Here is a 14,539-nt window from a genome sequence, read left to right on the forward strand (position 1 = left end):
CAGGAACATGGGCGGAAAACGGGAAGTGACGGCAGTGCGGGAATCAGCGGTCGGCGGAGCGGGAAGGGTGGACCGTGGCGGACGAGGCGGCCCTTTCCGCGGGCGTCCGGGTCCGGTCTTCCGAGACCAGGCCGTCCTGGATGCGGACGACGCGTTTGGCATAGGCGGCGACGTCGTCCTCGTGCGTGACCATGATGATGGTGATGCCGCGTCCGGTGTTGAGCTGGACGAGCAGGTTCATGATTTCGTGCGTGGTGGCGGTGTCGAGGTTGCCGGTCGGCTCGTCGGCAAAAAGCGTGCTCGGCTCGGTGACGATGGCGCGGGCGATGGCGACGCGCTGCTGTTGTCCGCCGGAGAGTTCGGCGGGGGTGTTGCGAACCTTGGTCGGGAGACCGACCGAGGTGAGCGCGGCGAGGGCCTTTTCGTGGCGCTCGCGGCGCGAGAGGCCGCGGTAGAGCAGCGGCAGCTCCACGTTTTCGAGGGCGCTGGTGCGGGCGAGCAGGTTGAAACCCTGGAAGACAAAACCGAGGGCGTGGCGGCGCAGCAGGGAACGCTGGTCGGCGTCGAGCGTCTCGACCGGAATGCCTTCGTAAAGGTAGCTGCCGGTGGTGGGCGTATCGAGGCAGCCGAGCGTGTTCATGAGCGTGGATTTGCCGGAGCCGCTGTGCCCCATGATCGCCACGAACTCGCCCTGGTGAATCGTCAGGTCGATGCCGCGCAGCGCCTGGAAGGCGGCTTCGCCGTGACCGTAGGTCTTGGTGAGCTGGCGCAGTTCGATGAGCGGAGGCGTGGACATGGCAGCAATTATGAGGCCGGAGCGCTGGCGCGGAGAATGACAGGGAGGCCGTCGGCCAGGTCGTCACCGCTGACTTCGGTGTAACGTCCGTCAGTAAGGCCGACCTTGACCTGGACGGGGACGGGGTGGCCATCGCGCAGGACCCAGATGCGGGCGGTGCCGTTGACCCGACCGGAGGAGGCGGCCGATGCGTCGCCGGTGGCCGCAGGCCGGGACGACTGCCGGCGCGGCGGGCCGGGCATGAGGCTCTGGACAAAGGATTTTTTTTGCGCGGTCGAAGCGCCGCTTGCCGCCGACGTGGCCGGGGTGAAACGGAAGGCGGCCGTCGGTACGAGGTAAACGTTTTTGGCTTCGGCCACGTGGATGTCGGCGGTGGCCGTCATGCCGGGGCGGAGGCTGAGATCGTCGTTGGCGACTTCGAGCTCGGTCTCGTAGGTGACGACATTGTCGGTGACCGCGGAGCCGTACGAAACCTTGATCACGTTGGCCGAGTAGGAGCGGTTGGGCCAGGCATCGACGGTGAAAGACGAGGGCTGGCCGTTGGCGACGCGGCCGATGTCGGCCTCGGCGACGGCGACCTTGAGTTTCATGTGCTCGAGTTTTTCCGCGATGACGAAGAGCTCCGGCGCGGTGAAGCTGGCGGCGACGGTCTGGCCGGGTTCGAGGTCGCGGGTAAGCACGATGCCGTCGATGGGAGACTTGATGATGGCCTTGGCGAGGTCGGTTTCATTGATGAGCACCTGCGCCCGAGCCTGGCTGACGGAGGCCTGCGCGGCGAGGAGGTCGGCCTTGGCGCGATCGGTGGTGGCGGTGGCGGTATCCATTTCGAGCCGGGACGGCACCTTGCCGCCGCTGAGCTGGTGAAGCTCCTGCTGGCGGGCGAGCGTGGCCTGCGCTTCCTTGAGCGTGGCCTCGGCCTGGGCGACGCTGGCCTGGGCGGAGGCGAGCTGGGCGCGGCTGCTCTCGGTCTCCTGCGCGAGTTTGGTCGTGTCGAGTTTGGCGAGCGGCTGGCCCTTGGTCACGTGGTCGTTGGTATCGACATACACTTCCAGGGTCGTGCCGGAAAGTTCACTACCGACAGTGATCTCGGTGGTGGGTTCGAGGTTGCCGGTGGCGGTGACGGTGAGACGGATATCGCCGCGGGCGAGCACTTCGGTGACGAACGGCGGCGGCTGGCTGGCGGCGCGCGCCCGGGCGCTCCACCAGAACCAGGCGGCGACCGCGAGCAGGACGAGGGCGACCGGCAGCAACAGACGGAGGAGGCGCGAGAGGCGGGAGCGTTGGCCGGCGCCGTTATGCCGGATGAGCGTGGCGAGATCGGGAGTGGACATCGGGAAAGGGTCTGGCGTTCAGGATTCGGAGTTCGGAGTTGCGAAATTGCAGAGGAGCGGAGGAGGGCGATGCGGTTTCAGCCTTCGGCATTTTGTTCCCAGCCGCCGCCCAGGGACTTGTAGAGCTGGATGTGCGCCGCGGTCCGGTCGGCTGTGGTGCTGACCTGCTGTTCGCGGAGGCCGAGCAGGGTGCGCTGGGCGTCGAGAACGGTGCCGAGATCGACGGTGCCGGCCTTGTACTGGAGCTCAGCGAGACTGGCGGCTTCGGCCGCGGCAGCGGTGGCCTTGTCGAGAATTTCGAGGCGCTCCGCGGTGCGTTGCACGGCGACGAGCGCATCCTCCACTTCGGAAAGCGCGGTGAGCACGGTGGATTCGTAGCCGATGAGGGCCTGTTCCTCGAGGGCGCTCTGGATCCTGATCTGCTGGCGGATATTGCCGGCATCGAAGAGCGGAGCGGACAGGCTGCCGATGAGGCTGCCGATGGTGGTGTCGGGCGAGAAGAGGCGCCCGGCTTTCAACGCCTCGACACCGAGTGAACCGCTGAGATTGAGCGACGGGAGACGCTGGCGCTCGGCGGCGCCGGTGCGGGCGATGGCGGCTTCGAGCCCGCGCTCGGCGGCGCGCACGTCGGGGCGCTGGCGAAGCGTGTCGGCCGGGATGCCGATGGCGATACCGGCCGGGACGGCGGGCACGGGCCGGGATTGTGCGAGGAGCGTGTCGAGCGCGCCGGGGACGAGGCCGGAAAGGAGGGCGAGCTGGTTGCGGGTTTGCGAAATCGTCTGGCGAAGCGAAGGGAGAGCGGCGCGGGCCTGTTCGAGCGTGCTGATGGCCTGTTGTGTATCGAGGGCGGAGCCGGTGCCGGCCTGCTCGCGCCACTGGGCGATCTGCGTGGTTTCGGTGCGGGTTGCGAGCGTTTCCTCGACGACGGCCAGTTGCTCTTCCGCCGAGCGGAGCGAGACGTAGACGGCGGCCACTTCGGCGGCGAGCGAGACCCGGGCGGCATGGTAGTTTTCCTCCGTCTGGGCGAGGTCGGCGGTGGCGGCATCGAGCGTCCGCCGTTGCCGGCCGAAGAGGTCGATCTCCCAGCTCGCATCGAGGCCGGCGGCGTAAGAGTCTCCGCGGGTGGAAGTGCCGGTGTTGTGGTTGCGGTTGTAGTCTTCCCGGCCTGACACGCTGCCGGAGAGCGTCGGGAAGAGGTTGGCCTTCTCGACACCGCGGCGGGCGCGGGATTCCTCGATCTTCGAAAGCGCGGTGCGGAGGTCGGGGCTGGTCTTGAGCGCTTCGGTGACGAGCTGGTCGAGAACGGGATCGTTGAAACGGGTCCACCAGGCAACGAGAGCGCTGGTGTCGAGCGGGGCAGCCGCCGGGGTCCCGGTGGCTGCCGGGGAGGCGGAGGCATGCTGCCACTGGCCGGGGACGGCGCCGGCGATGGAGGCCGTGGCGGCGTCGCGCCGGTCAGCGGTGCTCGCGCAGGAGCTGAGGCCAAGCAGCGCGGCGACGGCGAGCGGAGGCAGGTAGCGCACGCAGGCGGCGGACGGGTGGCGGGTTTCGGTCATGGTCGGATTCACGGTTCTTGCTTCAACAGGTCACGATTCTGGCAGAATGAACCTTTAGGAAACATGAAGGCTGGCGAAAATTTGCCGACACGCGAGAGCCGACGACACCACCGGGCGACACAGGCGGAGGCTACCAGCCTTTCACGACACCGCCGGGGAAGATCTTTTCGGCGGCCTCGAGCACTTCGTCCGTCTGCCAGGTCTGCACGAGGGTGCGCACGGCGGGCGAGTCCTTGTTGTCCTCCCGCACCACGATGAGGTTCACGTAGGGCGAATCCTTGTCCTCCACAAACAGGCCGTCTTTCGTCGGGCTCAGGCCGATCTGGCCGGCGTAGGTGGTGTTGATGACGGCGAGGTCCACATCCGGCAGCGTGCGCGGGAGTTGTGCGGCCTCGAGCTCGACAATTTTCAGTTTTTTGGGGTTGCCGGCGATATCGAGAACGGTGGCGTTGATGCCGGCCCCGGGCTTCAGCGTGACGAGCCCCTGCTTCGCCAGCAGGACGAGCGCGCGGCCGAGGTTGGTGGGATCGTTGGGCACGGCGACTTTCGCACCGTCGGGAAGGGCATCGAGCGATTTTATCCGCAGCGAGTAACCGGCGATCGGATACACGAAGGTGTTGCCCGCGACCACGAGCTTGTAGCCGCGGTCGCTGATTTGCCGGTCGAGAAACGGGCGGTGCTGGAAGGCGTTGGCATCGAGCGAGCCGTCGGCCAGCGCGGCGTTGGGCATGATGTAATCGCTGAACGTGACGATCTCGACGTCGAGTCCGTGGCGTTCCTTCGCAAGCCGTTTGACGATCTCCGCGAGTTGCTCTTCGGGACCGCCGATCACGCCGAGGCGCAGGTGGTTTTCACGGGCCTTGCGACCGCAGCCGGGCAAGAGCACCAACGCCGGGAGGACGAGGATGGCGAGAAGGAAGCGGAGGGACGGGTGTGTCTGCATGGTCTTCGGATAAAATGTAAAAGAAGGTCGCGAAGCGCGATCAGTAACGCCGGTCGGTCGTCCTGACCAGCCGTTCGCCGAGCCACTGGATCGCCTGCACGAGCACGATAAGGACAACGACCACGACGACCATGACGGTGCCGTCGAACCGCTGGTAGCCGTAGCGGTAGCCGACATCGCCGAGACCGCCGCCGCCCACCGCGCCGGCCACGGCGGAGTAGTTGACGAGCGTGACAAACGTGACGGTGGCGCCGTGCAGCACGCCGGGCATCGCTTCCGGCAGCAGCACCCGCCAGATCACGCAGCGCGACGAGGCGCCCAGCGATTGCGCCGCCTCGATCAGGCTCGACGGCACTTCCCGCAGCGCGCCCTCGACCAGCCGGGCCATGAACGGAATCGCCCCGGCTGCCAGCGGCACGATGGCCGCCGGCACGCCGATGGAAGTGCCGGTCACGAGGCGCGTAAACGGGACGATGGCCACGAGCAGGATGAGGAACGGGATGGAGCGACCGGCGTTGATGACAAGGCCGAGGAGCCGGTGGAGCGCAGGGTGCCCGGAGAGCCGGCCGGGCCCCGTCACGAAAAGCGCTACGCCGAGCGGGATGCCGCCGAGAAGGCCGATGAGTCCCGACGCCAGCACCATGGCGAGTGTCTCGCCGAGGGCGCGGAGCAGGAGCAGGATCATGGCGGTCGTCATGCGTGGCAGTGAGAGCGTGGAGCCGGAAACGGAAGGAATGCGCAGGCTGGCGGCACTTCGCCGCGGCGGCAAGCCCCCTTCCCGGGGTGAGAGTGGCTTGCCGCAGGGGCGAAGCACATCTCAACAACGTGGACATGCATAACGCCGTGGCATGGGCTTCCAGCCCGTGGGATTGCGTGACATGGCCATCCTTTGGCCATGTGTCCGGAATCATGGGCTGGAAGCCCATGCCACGGCGCAGGGGCAACGCTCACGGGCTGGAAGCCCGTGCCACTCCGGAGCCTGTCCCGTTTTTGAGATGCTCCCCTACATCGCCGGTGGGAACCGCTGGTCGAGAAAATCCTGAAGGATCAGCGCCGCCGCCCGCGAATCGATGATCCCCTGGCCGCGAATCTCGCGGAGTTTTTTCTGCGACAGGCCGGACTCGGCCATGTGCGAGGTGAGGCGCTCGTCGATCAGGTGAACGGGCAACGCGAACTCCTCGCGCAGGCTCCCGGCAAATGCATCGACCTCCTTCGCCTTGAAACCCGCCGAGCCGTTCATGTTGAGCGGATAACCGAGCACGAGGTCGGTGATACGACGCTGCCGGATGACGACCGCCAGCGCCTCGCGCCGCGCCGCCGGGTCGGCCTGCGTGAGCGCGGACAGCGGCGTGGCGATGCCGAGTTCATCGCCGAAGGCGAGGCCGATGCGGCGGGTGCCGTAGTCGATGCCGAGAGCACGCATTGAAAAAAGAAAAAGCTGAAAAGCTGTACCGAGCGAAACGACAGTCTGCCAAACTGAAAAGCTGAAACACCGGACCACCCCGGAGCGGCGGCATTCCTGCCGCTGCGACGAGGCGCGTCAGCGCCTCGCCGTCCTGGCCCGTTCTGACCGGCGACGCTGCGCGTCGTCTGCAGCGGCAGGAATGCCGCCGCTCCGTCCAGACCACGTAACATCCAGCCGTCGGACCTCAGCGCTTCGACACCGCAGGCGCCTAGAGCCACTTCGCGCCGCCGCGGAGCGCTTCCACCCGCTTGAGCAGCGCCTTGATTTCCTGGGCTTTCGCCTTGGGGACGACGAGCGTGGCATCGGGCGTGTGGACAACGATGAGGTCGTCGGCCCCGAGCACGGCCACGAGGTGTTTTGTCTTTTCGTCGGCGAACACGAGGTTGTTGCTCCCCTGCTCCACCACGGCGAGGCCGCGGGTGACGTTGCCGGCGGCGTCGGGCGTGAAGTGTTTCGGCACCGCCGGCCAGGCGCCCACGTCATCCCAGTCGAATGACGACGGCAGCACCACGACGTTGGTCGATTTTTCGAGCAGCGCGTAATCCACCGAGATGCGCGGCAATTTCGGGTAAACGCGTTTCAGGGTGGCGTCGAGCGGGGCTTTTCTGGCGGGCGCGAGCGCGGCGCGGATTTTCGCCAGGCCGGCGTCGAGTTCCGGCGCGTGCGCGGCAAAGGCGGCGTTCACCACCGGCACGCTCCAGACAAACATGCCGGCGTTCCAGAGGTAGTCGCCCGAGGCGAGGTACTGTCCGGCGACCTCCTGCTTCGGCTTCTCGACAAACCGCTTCACGCGCGAGACGGCGCGGCGGCGGCGGTCGATGGTGAAGGTTTTCCAGGCGTCGCCCTTCTGGATGTAGCCGAAACCGGTGGCGGGCTCCGTCGGCGTGATGCCGATGGTGACCATCACGTCGTCGGCCGCGGCCGCGGCGAAAGCGGCTTTCAGGTCGGTCTGGTAAGCCTTCGCGTCGTGGATGACGTGGTCGGCGGGCAACACGGCGAAAACGCCTTTCGGGTCGCGCGCGCCGACGAGCGCGGCGGCGAGGCCGACGGCGGCGGCGGTGTCGCGGCCGACCGGCTCCACCACGACGTTGGCGGCGGGGATGCCCTTGCACACGGCGCGCACGGCCTTGGCCTGCACGGCGCTGGTAATGACAAAAATGTTTTTCGCCGGAGCGAGCGGTTTTACCCGGTCGAGCGTCTGCACGAGCAGCGGTTTGTCCCCGACGACCGGCAGCAGGTGTTTGGGACACGCGGCGCGGCTTTGCGGCCAGAAACGTTCCCCTTTTCCTCCGGCGATGATGACGATGAAAGGTTCGGACATGATGATGTGTGTTGTGGTAGTAGTGCTAGCGTGGTGACGTGGTCTGGAAACGGATGTTCGGCATCTGGCACGGGGGCAAGAGATTAACCGCGCAGGTGCGCGGATATCCATGAGGGATCGCGGCGGCAGTCGACGACAGCGCGAATGCGAACCCGGGGAGGCTCATACGAGTAGTAGATGGCATAAGGAAAACGATCCGTGAGAGCCCGGTGATACCCGTAAACCTTGCGATGGGCTCCAGCGTGCAGCTTTAGCGACTCGATGGCCGAAAACACGGTTTCGAGAAAATAAGGACCAAGCCACGGTTCTTTCCGCGCATAAAATTCGAAACCGGTCGAGAGGTCGTCGCGGGCGGACTCCAGAATTTCCAGCTGAATGCCGGTCATCACGTTTACAGATGACGAGCCCGGAGTTGCTTTTTGGCATCCTCCCAGGAGAGGAACGAATCGCGTCCTTCAGCCAGATCCTGCTCACGCCTGGCGAGCAGTTCCCGATGCCATTCCGGCGAGGGAACATTTGCCGGATCGCGGGATATGTCCTGCCAGAGCTCTTCCATCAGCGAGAGTTTTTCCTCGGTCGTCAGCTCCGAAATTGCGATCTGGCTTGGCATGGAAACAAGGTTATGCGGGACGATAGCGCGCACAAGCGGGTTTTTCTATAATGCAGTTCAGATTCAGAAATCTGAACAGAAGTTAAAAAGGTCACGAAGGCCGGCTTGATTCATGGAAGATTCTCAAAGATGCGTAACGTTTTCGTAGAAAAGTCTGATGCGAGGACTACGCCTTCGTTATCTTCTTGGCTTCTGTTCAAAGGTTTTGCCGCAACCCGCCGCACGTGCGAAACGGCGGCCGGCCTCGCGGAGGGCGTCGCCGGCGAGGACGCCGTAGCTGAGGCGGACATGATTTTTCGGCACATCGTCGCCGAAACAGAGATCGCCCGGCACGTAGAGGACGCCTTCCCGCAGGCATGCCTTGCAGAAGGCCGACTCCATCCCCGTGTCCGTGCCCTCCGGAGCGCGCAGCCACAGGTAGAGGCCGCCTTCCGGTTCGCTCCAGCGCCAGCCGCGCGCGGCGAGGCCGGCATCGTGCAACGTCTCGTGCAGCATGCGCATTTTGGCGGCGTAAGTCGGGCGGATCGCCGCGAGCTGCCGCTCGAATGCGCCGCTGGCGAGCGCATGTTCGCAGATGGCCTGGCTGAAGTTGGCGGTGCCGAAATCCTGATGCCCCTTCGTGTGCAGCATGACATGAAGCCAGCGGTCATCGGTGCAGACGCCCCAGCCGGTCTTGAGTCCGCTGGCAAAGGTCTTGGTCAGCGTCTCCAGGTAGAGCCGCGGAAACGCGCTCCACTGTGGCAGGGTGAGCACGCCCGGCGCGGCGGGCGGGCGGTTGTACCAAAGTTCCCGATACGCAGCGTCCTCGATCACGGGGACGACGCAGTCCTCCGCGACAAGCGCATCGGCGAGCGTTTCCTTTTCGGCGAGCGTGAGCGTGCGGCCGGAGGGGTTGGAGAAGCAGGAAACGAAATACACCGCCTTGAGCCGGGCGCGTTCGCCGCCGGCACGGAGCTGGCGGAGGCGGGCACGGAGGGCCTCGCCGTCGACGAGGCCGGCGTCATCGACCGGGATCGAGAGCGCGCGCACGCCCATGCCCTGCAACAGTTCGAGAAACACAAAGTAGCTCGGCCGGTCCACGAGCACGATGTCGCCCGGTTCGCAGAGCACCTGGATCGCAAGGTAAAGGGCCTGCTGCGAGCCGTTGGTGACAAAGGTCCGCGCCGCGAGCGCGTCGGCGTCGAGCGACGGTTCTTTCGCGGCGAGGCGGGCGGCCAGCAGGCGGCGCAGGCCGGGGCGGCCCTGGTTGGTGCCGTATTGCAGAAACTCGGGATCGGCCGCGCCCTCGCGCGCCAGCGTGGCCACGGCCGATTGCACGGCGGCGAGCGGCAGCGTGTGGTTGTCCGTAAAACCGGCGGCGAGCGAAAGCAGCCCCGGCGTCTGGAGCGCGGTGGTCATGAGCCGCGTGATTTGCGGCGACTGCGCCCGGCGACCGGCGGCGGACAAGGTGACGGCGGGACCCGCAGAGGCGGACGCGGCGGCGGAAACAGACAAGGTGCTCATGACTGGCGAAACCGGAAAGCAAAACGGCGATGCAGGCGATCCACAAGCAGCAAGAGAACGGACCGGAAATTCCGGGTGTCGCCGGAAGTGATGGAAGCCGGAGAAGTGGCACGGGCATCCCTGCCCGTGGACGGCGCGAAGCGCCGCCTTCCGGAACACGGGCTGGAAGCCCGTGCCACTTCATGGGCAAGGATGCCCGTGCCACTTCCACTTCCGACTACACCCGGAAATCCCGGGCTTGCAGATGCGACGGGCAGCCTCTAGCCAATGCGTCGTACTCGTTCATACCGTAAACCGTATCCCTCCCGACCGACTCAACTCCAACCCACCAAACAATCCATCATCTCTTTCGCGTAGCTTCGGCTGCTGTCCACATCGAAACCTAGGAAATTTCGAAACAGAAAGGCCGCGCTGGATGTGCGCCCCAAATTGGGGCGCATTGAAAGCGTTCTTTCTGTGGGCTCTCCTAGGTGCCTGATGTGGGACGCAAGTAAGTGCGTCCCTCTTTTTTTCGGGCACCATGGATGCTCCCGCAGAGGACTTCCGCAGACATCGGCAAAGGCGCGCGACCCTTTATCATGTCCGCTTCACTACCCGAACCCGGAGACGTCGCGCGCTCGAGCCGGGCCTGTCTTCCTCCGCTTCCCCGCGCCAAAACCGACGGGGCCATCCATGCCCTCAAAGGCATCGCGATTGTCGGGGTGATTTTCCACCACGTCCAGAACCGGAGATTCTCCAGCGAAATGAACGCCGCCATCGAAATTCTGCCAGCCCTGTTCAGTTGGTGCGTCCTCCTCTTCTTTGCGATCTCGGGATGGCTACACAGCCTGGCGGAAGAACGGAACCCGAAAACGATCGGAATGTTCCTGCGCAACCGGACCAGGCGGCTGCTGGTTCCGTTTGCCGCGCTCGTGCTGTTGTACGCCGCGATGTGGCAGGTGGTCCAAGCGATGGGCATCGGGGATATGGGGGCGAGACTGTCGACGTCTTTTTGGACCAAAATCGTGCAAAGCGTGCCCGGCTGCGATTACAACCCCGTCGCCGAACAACTGTATTTTCTGCCAATCCTGTTTATCGTAGGGTCCGTCATTCATCTGTCATTTCGCCTCCTCGGCCTTGGAGGCGTCTGGGGCTGCACCCTTGGCGGCGCGTTCGCCGGCATGATCCTGACCCCCGATTCGGGAAACACAGGGCCGTCATCCGGAGTAATCCTGTTCGGGGGCTTCTGTTATGCATCCGGCTTTCTGATGCACCGGTATCGAAATTTCAGTTACAGGATTGCCGTCGTTCTGGCCGTTGCGCTGCTTTTCTTTTTGGTGCTGGGCATTGAAGGGCTTCCGAAGGTGGTCCCGCTCCTCATGATCGAATGTATGCACCAGACCGGGCTTTCGAAAATCACACCGGTTTGTCTGGCAGGAGAAGCGTCGGGCACGATTTACGCGTATCACACGCCGTTTATCCTGGCTCCGCTGGTGATCCTGGTGGCACAGCGTCCGGAAACCGTCCAGTTCGCAGGCGTGCTGGCAGCCGGTTTTTTCTGCGTGGCGATCTGCTCATTTCTTTTTTTGTTATCCGGGGCGGCAGATTCGGATGGGTCCTGCTGTAGGACCGGCGGGGAGAATTTCCCTGATCGGCGAAGGAGGTTCTCATTCCCTGTGGCGACGAACGGATGCGAACGACCCGGGGCGGCTGCGCCGTTACCCGGAAATTAGCCGCGAAAGGGCGCAAAAATCCTTATGCGCATGAAACCCTCCATCGCGCTTATAAGCGCGCGGGAGATTCACGACGGACAGAATGATTTTTTTGCGCCCTTGTCAGACTGTCGCTTCGCTCGGTACGCGGCCACCGGTTCGGAAATTTGCGGTTTTAAGTAACCTGAAACCGGATACCCTCACAACCGGAAACCGAAATGCCGCAAGGTGGCGCGGGCGGTGGCTTCCGGGCTGGCGAAATCGGAGGATGCCAGCGGCAGGCTGCGCAGGCCGATTTCCTCGTGGTAAAACCAGAGCGTGTCGCCGGATGCGTGCACGCCGAGGGCCGTCTGGCAGCCGCCGCCGAGAGCCGTCTGGAAGGCGCGTTCCAGCGTGACGGCGCGGGCGGTGCGGACGTCGAGGTGAGGAGCAAATTTTTCTGCGTCGGCGGCGCGACACTGGAGCGCGATCGCCGCCTGGCCGACGGCGGGGACCATGTGGCCGAAGTCGAGCGCATGGAGCGTCACGCCGGGCCAGGCGGCGATGCCGAGGCGGCGCAGGCCGGCGGCGGCGAGCAGCGTGGCATCGGCGAGGGAGGTGGGAGCGGCGGTCTCCCGACCGCTGCGACGACGCGAAGCGTCGCCCGATTCGGGATCGAGAGATTCGGGGATTTCGTTGCGTGTATCGGTGGCGGGCGAGATGTGGGTGCCGGCGATCTTGTTGAGGCGGGTGTCCACATTGCCGCGGATCTCGCAAAACTGCGCGTCGGGAAAAAGCATGGCGGCCTGCTGGCGGCGGCGCGGGCTGCTCGTGGCGATCGTGCGCGGCTCCTCGACGCCCTCGCGCAACACGAGCACGTCGCGCGGGTCCTCGCGCGGCAGGTAGCCGGCGATGGCGAGCCCGTCCGGCTGGTCGCCGGGGAGGTCCTTGCAACTGTGGACGGCGAGGTCGGCGTGACCGTCGAGCAGCGCCTGTTCGAGTTCGCGGGTGAACAGGCCCTTGCCGCCCTGTTTTTCGAGCGACCATTCGGCGCGCCGGTCGCCGGTCGTCACGATCCTGAGGAGACGGATTTCCACGCCGTCGCCGAGCGCGGCGCGCAGGTGCGCGGCAGTCTGTTCGGCCTGGGCGAGAGCGAGCGGGCTTTGGCGGGTGGCGAGAGTGAGTGCGGGCATGCTTTCAGGAATTAACCACAGAGACGCAGGTGGGCAGAGCCAAAAACCGGTGTTTTTTTAACCACGGATTGCACGGATTGACACGGATAAATTCCACGGAAGGAGGCCCGCGAAACACACGGAAGGACACGAAAGCCAAACCATCGGATTTTTTGTATTTTTTTCGTGTCCTTTCGTGTGTTTCGTGGGCTTTTCCGTTTCCGGCTTTGTCTGCGGTTCACCTTTTCCGGAATAAAAAAGCACCGGCAAGCTTTCGCCGGCCGGTGCCTGACGGGTGGGTGGCCGGGACGGCCCTGGCCTCAGCTGGCGTAGGAAGCCTGCACGCCCTTGATGTTCTTTTTGGCCATCCAGGGCATCATGCCACGGAGGTAGGCGCCAGTCTTCTCGATCGGGTGCTTTTCTCCGGCCTTGAGCAGCTTGTTGTAGTTCTTGAGGCCGCCCTTGTACTCGGCGACCCACTGCTTCACGAACTTGCCGCTCTGGATCTCCTTCAGGATTTTTTTCATCTCGGCCTTGGTCTTCGCGTTCACGACGCGCGGGCCGCGGGTGATGTCGCCGTACTTGGCGGTCTCGGAGATCGAGAAACGCATGCCGGCGATGCCGGATTCGTACATGAGATCACAGATGAGCTTCAGCTCGTGCAGACACTCGAAGTAGGCCATCTCGGGCTGGTAACCGGCCTCGACGAGCGTCTCGAAACCGGCCTGGACGAGGGCGCTGGCGCCGCCGCAAAGCACGGCCTGCTCGCCGAAGAGATCGGTCTCGGTCTCTTCCTTGAAGGTGGTCTGGAGCACGCCGGCCTTGGTGGAGCCGATGCCCTTGGCCCAGGCGAGGGCGGTCTTCTTGGCCTTTTTGGATTTGTCCTGCGCGACGGCGATGAGGGCGGGCATGCCCTTGCCTTCGACGTAGAGGCGGCGGACCATGTGGCCGGGGCCCTTGGGAGCGACCATGATGACGTCGATGTCGGCCGGCACCTTGATGAGGCCGAAGTGGATGGCGAGGCCGTGCGAGAAGACGAGCGTCTTGCCCTTGGTCAGGTTGGGAGCGATGTCGTTCTTGTAGACGTCGGCCTGCTTCATGTCGGGGAGGCCGACCAGGATGACATCGGCGCGGCGAACGGCCTCGGCGGTGTCGACGACCTCGAAGCCGTGCGACTCGGCCACGGGCTTCGACTTCGAACCCTTGTAAAGGCCGATGATGACCTTGACGCCGGAGTCCTTCAGATTGAGGGCGTGCGCGTGGCCCTGGGAACCGTAGCCGAGAACGGCGATGGTCTTGTTCTTGAACACGCCGAGATCGGCGTCCTTGTCTGTGTATACTTTAGCGGGCATGGTGGGTGAAAAGATTGCGGAGTGTGGATTGCGGATTGCGGAATGACGCAGGCGTGGTTGTGGCGAAGAGGGATACGTAGGCGGAGGTTTTCCATTCCGCAATCCGCATTCCCCTCTCCGCATCCGGTTCAGCGTTTCTGGGCGAGGACGCCGGTGCGGGCGATTTCGAGGATGCCGAAAGGTTCGAGAATCTTGAGGAAGGCGGAGACCTTCCCCTCGTCACCGGTGATTTCGATGATGAGCGAGTCCTGCGAGACGTTGACGATCTTCGTGCGGAAGATGTCGCAGATCTGCATGATCTCGGAGCGGGTGTGGCCGGAGGCGGAAACCTTGGCCAGGACGAGTTCGCGCACCACGGCCTCGCCCTCGGTGAAGTCAACGACGTCGACGACGTTGACGAGTTTGCGGAGCTGCTTGGTCGCGAGGTCGAGCGCGGCGTCGTCGCCCTTGAGAACGGCGGTGATCCGCGACAGCGACGCGTCGTGCGTGGGCGCGACGTTGAGCGAGTCGATGTTGAAGCCGCGGCCGGAAAACATGCCGGCCACGCGAGCCAAAACGCCGAACTTGTTCTCAACGAGGACGGAGATCGTATGTCGCATCAGGTGGTTTTTGTGTGGTGTTGCTGGTGGACGCTGAGGGGCTCGAACCCCCGACCCTCTCGGTGTAAACGAGATGCTCTAACCAACTGAGCTAAGCGTCCTGAACAAGGGGAAGAGCCAAGCAGGCCCGCCACGCGGGAGACAAGGCTTTATTCGGGAGCGGCGGGCGCGGGAGGAGAATCGGAAGAGGTGAAAGCCGGAGATGTGGCACGGGCATCCTT

Annotated in this window: 15 protein-coding genes and 1 tRNA gene; 1 reads left to right on the forward strand and 15 read right to left on the reverse strand. The window is 64.7% G+C overall.

The window, feature by feature from the left end; all coding sequences use genetic code 11:
- Positions 1-43 precede the first annotated feature (43 nt).
- The 10 genes from OPIT5_30810 to OPIT5_30855 all read right to left on the reverse strand — a co-directional run bounded on the left by OPIT5_30810 (position 44) and on the right by OPIT5_30855 (position 9,468).
- Positions 44-796 carry a macrolide ABC transporter ATP-binding protein gene (locus tag OPIT5_30810; protein AHF93910.1) on the reverse strand — a complete coding sequence of 251 codons (753 nt, stop codon included), beginning with the start codon at positions 794-796 and terminating at the stop codon, positions 44-46.
- A gap of 8 nt (positions 797-804) precedes the next feature.
- Entirely contained in the window at positions 805-2,127 is a 1,323-nt protein-coding gene (locus tag OPIT5_30815; protein ID AHF93911.1) for an RND transporter, read from the reverse strand.
- 77 nt (positions 2,128-2,204) lie between these two features.
- On the reverse strand, positions 2,205-3,683 hold the full coding sequence (locus OPIT5_30820) for an RND transporter (GenBank protein ID AHF93912.1): 1,479 nt from the start codon (positions 3,681-3,683) through the stop codon (positions 2,205-2,207).
- Between the two features lie 130 nt (positions 3,684-3,813).
- Positions 3,814-4,626: a methionine ABC transporter substrate-binding protein gene (gene metQ, locus OPIT5_30825; protein ID AHF93913.1), complete on the reverse strand. Its 813-nt coding sequence runs from the start codon at positions 4,624-4,626 to the stop codon at positions 3,814-3,816.
- 40 nt (positions 4,627-4,666) lie between these two features.
- Positions 4,667-5,323 (reverse strand): methionine ABC transporter permease, encoded by a 657-nt coding sequence (locus OPIT5_30830; GenBank protein ID AHF93914.1) that lies wholly within the window; start codon positions 5,321-5,323, stop codon positions 4,667-4,669.
- Positions 5,324-5,629: 306 nt separating this feature from the next.
- Complete coding sequence (locus tag OPIT5_30835) at positions 5,630-6,049, reverse strand: Holliday junction resolvase (protein AHF93915.1); 420 nt, start codon at positions 6,047-6,049, stop codon at positions 5,630-5,632.
- Between the two features lie 250 nt (positions 6,050-6,299).
- Positions 6,300-7,412, reverse strand: a complete 1,113-nt coding sequence (locus OPIT5_30840) for a mannose-1-phosphate guanyltransferase (GenBank protein AHF93916.1) — start codon at positions 7,410-7,412, stop codon at positions 6,300-6,302.
- Positions 7,413-7,495: 83 nt separating this feature from the next.
- Positions 7,496-7,789: a hypothetical protein gene (locus OPIT5_30845; protein AHF93917.1), complete on the reverse strand. Its 294-nt coding sequence runs from the start codon at positions 7,787-7,789 to the stop codon at positions 7,496-7,498.
- A gap of 14 nt (positions 7,790-7,803) precedes the next feature.
- Positions 7,804-8,022: an addiction module antitoxin RelB gene (locus OPIT5_30850; GenBank protein ID AHF93918.1), complete on the reverse strand. Its 219-nt coding sequence runs from the start codon at positions 8,020-8,022 to the stop codon at positions 7,804-7,806.
- A 177-nt stretch (positions 8,023-8,199) separates the two neighbouring features.
- Complete coding sequence (locus tag OPIT5_30855; protein AHF93919.1) at positions 8,200-9,468, reverse strand: GntR family transcriptional regulator; 1,269 nt, start codon at positions 9,466-9,468, stop codon at positions 8,200-8,202.
- A gap of 581 nt (positions 9,469-10,049) precedes the next feature.
- Here OPIT5_30855 and OPIT5_30860 point away from each other — a divergent pair.
- Positions 10,050-11,237, forward strand: coding sequence for a hypothetical protein (locus OPIT5_30860; GenBank protein ID AHF94949.1), 1,188 nt, complete (start codon positions 10,050-10,052; stop codon positions 11,235-11,237).
- 179 nt (positions 11,238-11,416) lie between these two features.
- Here the strand turns inward: OPIT5_30860 and OPIT5_30865 are convergent, their stop codons facing one another.
- The 5 genes from OPIT5_30865 to OPIT5_30885 form a co-directional block, all read right to left on the reverse strand.
- Positions 11,417-12,388, reverse strand: a complete 972-nt coding sequence (locus OPIT5_30865) for a porphobilinogen deaminase (protein ID AHF93920.1) — start codon at positions 12,386-12,388, stop codon at positions 11,417-11,419.
- Between the two features lie 299 nt (positions 12,389-12,687).
- A complete protein-coding gene (locus OPIT5_30870) occupies positions 12,688-13,719 on the reverse strand; it encodes a ketol-acid reductoisomerase (GenBank protein ID AHF93921.1) in 1,032 nt (343 codons plus the stop codon).
- Positions 13,709-13,828, reverse strand: a complete 120-nt coding sequence (locus tag OPIT5_30875; protein AHF94950.1) for a hypothetical protein — start codon at positions 13,826-13,828, stop codon at positions 13,709-13,711. The genes OPIT5_30870 and OPIT5_30875 overlap by 11 nt, the downstream gene beginning before the upstream one ends.
- Positions 13,829-13,847: 19 nt before the next feature.
- A complete protein-coding gene (locus OPIT5_30880; GenBank protein AHF93922.1) occupies positions 13,848-14,318 on the reverse strand; it encodes an acetolactate synthase in 471 nt (156 codons plus the stop codon).
- 24 nt (positions 14,319-14,342) lie between these two features.
- Positions 14,343-14,419, reverse strand: a tRNA-Val gene (locus OPIT5_30885).
- Positions 14,420-14,539: the final 120 nt, after the last annotated feature.

The organism is Opitutaceae bacterium TAV5 (assembly GCA_000242935.3).
Lineage (GTDB): Bacteria > Verrucomicrobiota > Verrucomicrobiia > Opitutales > Opitutaceae > Geminisphaera.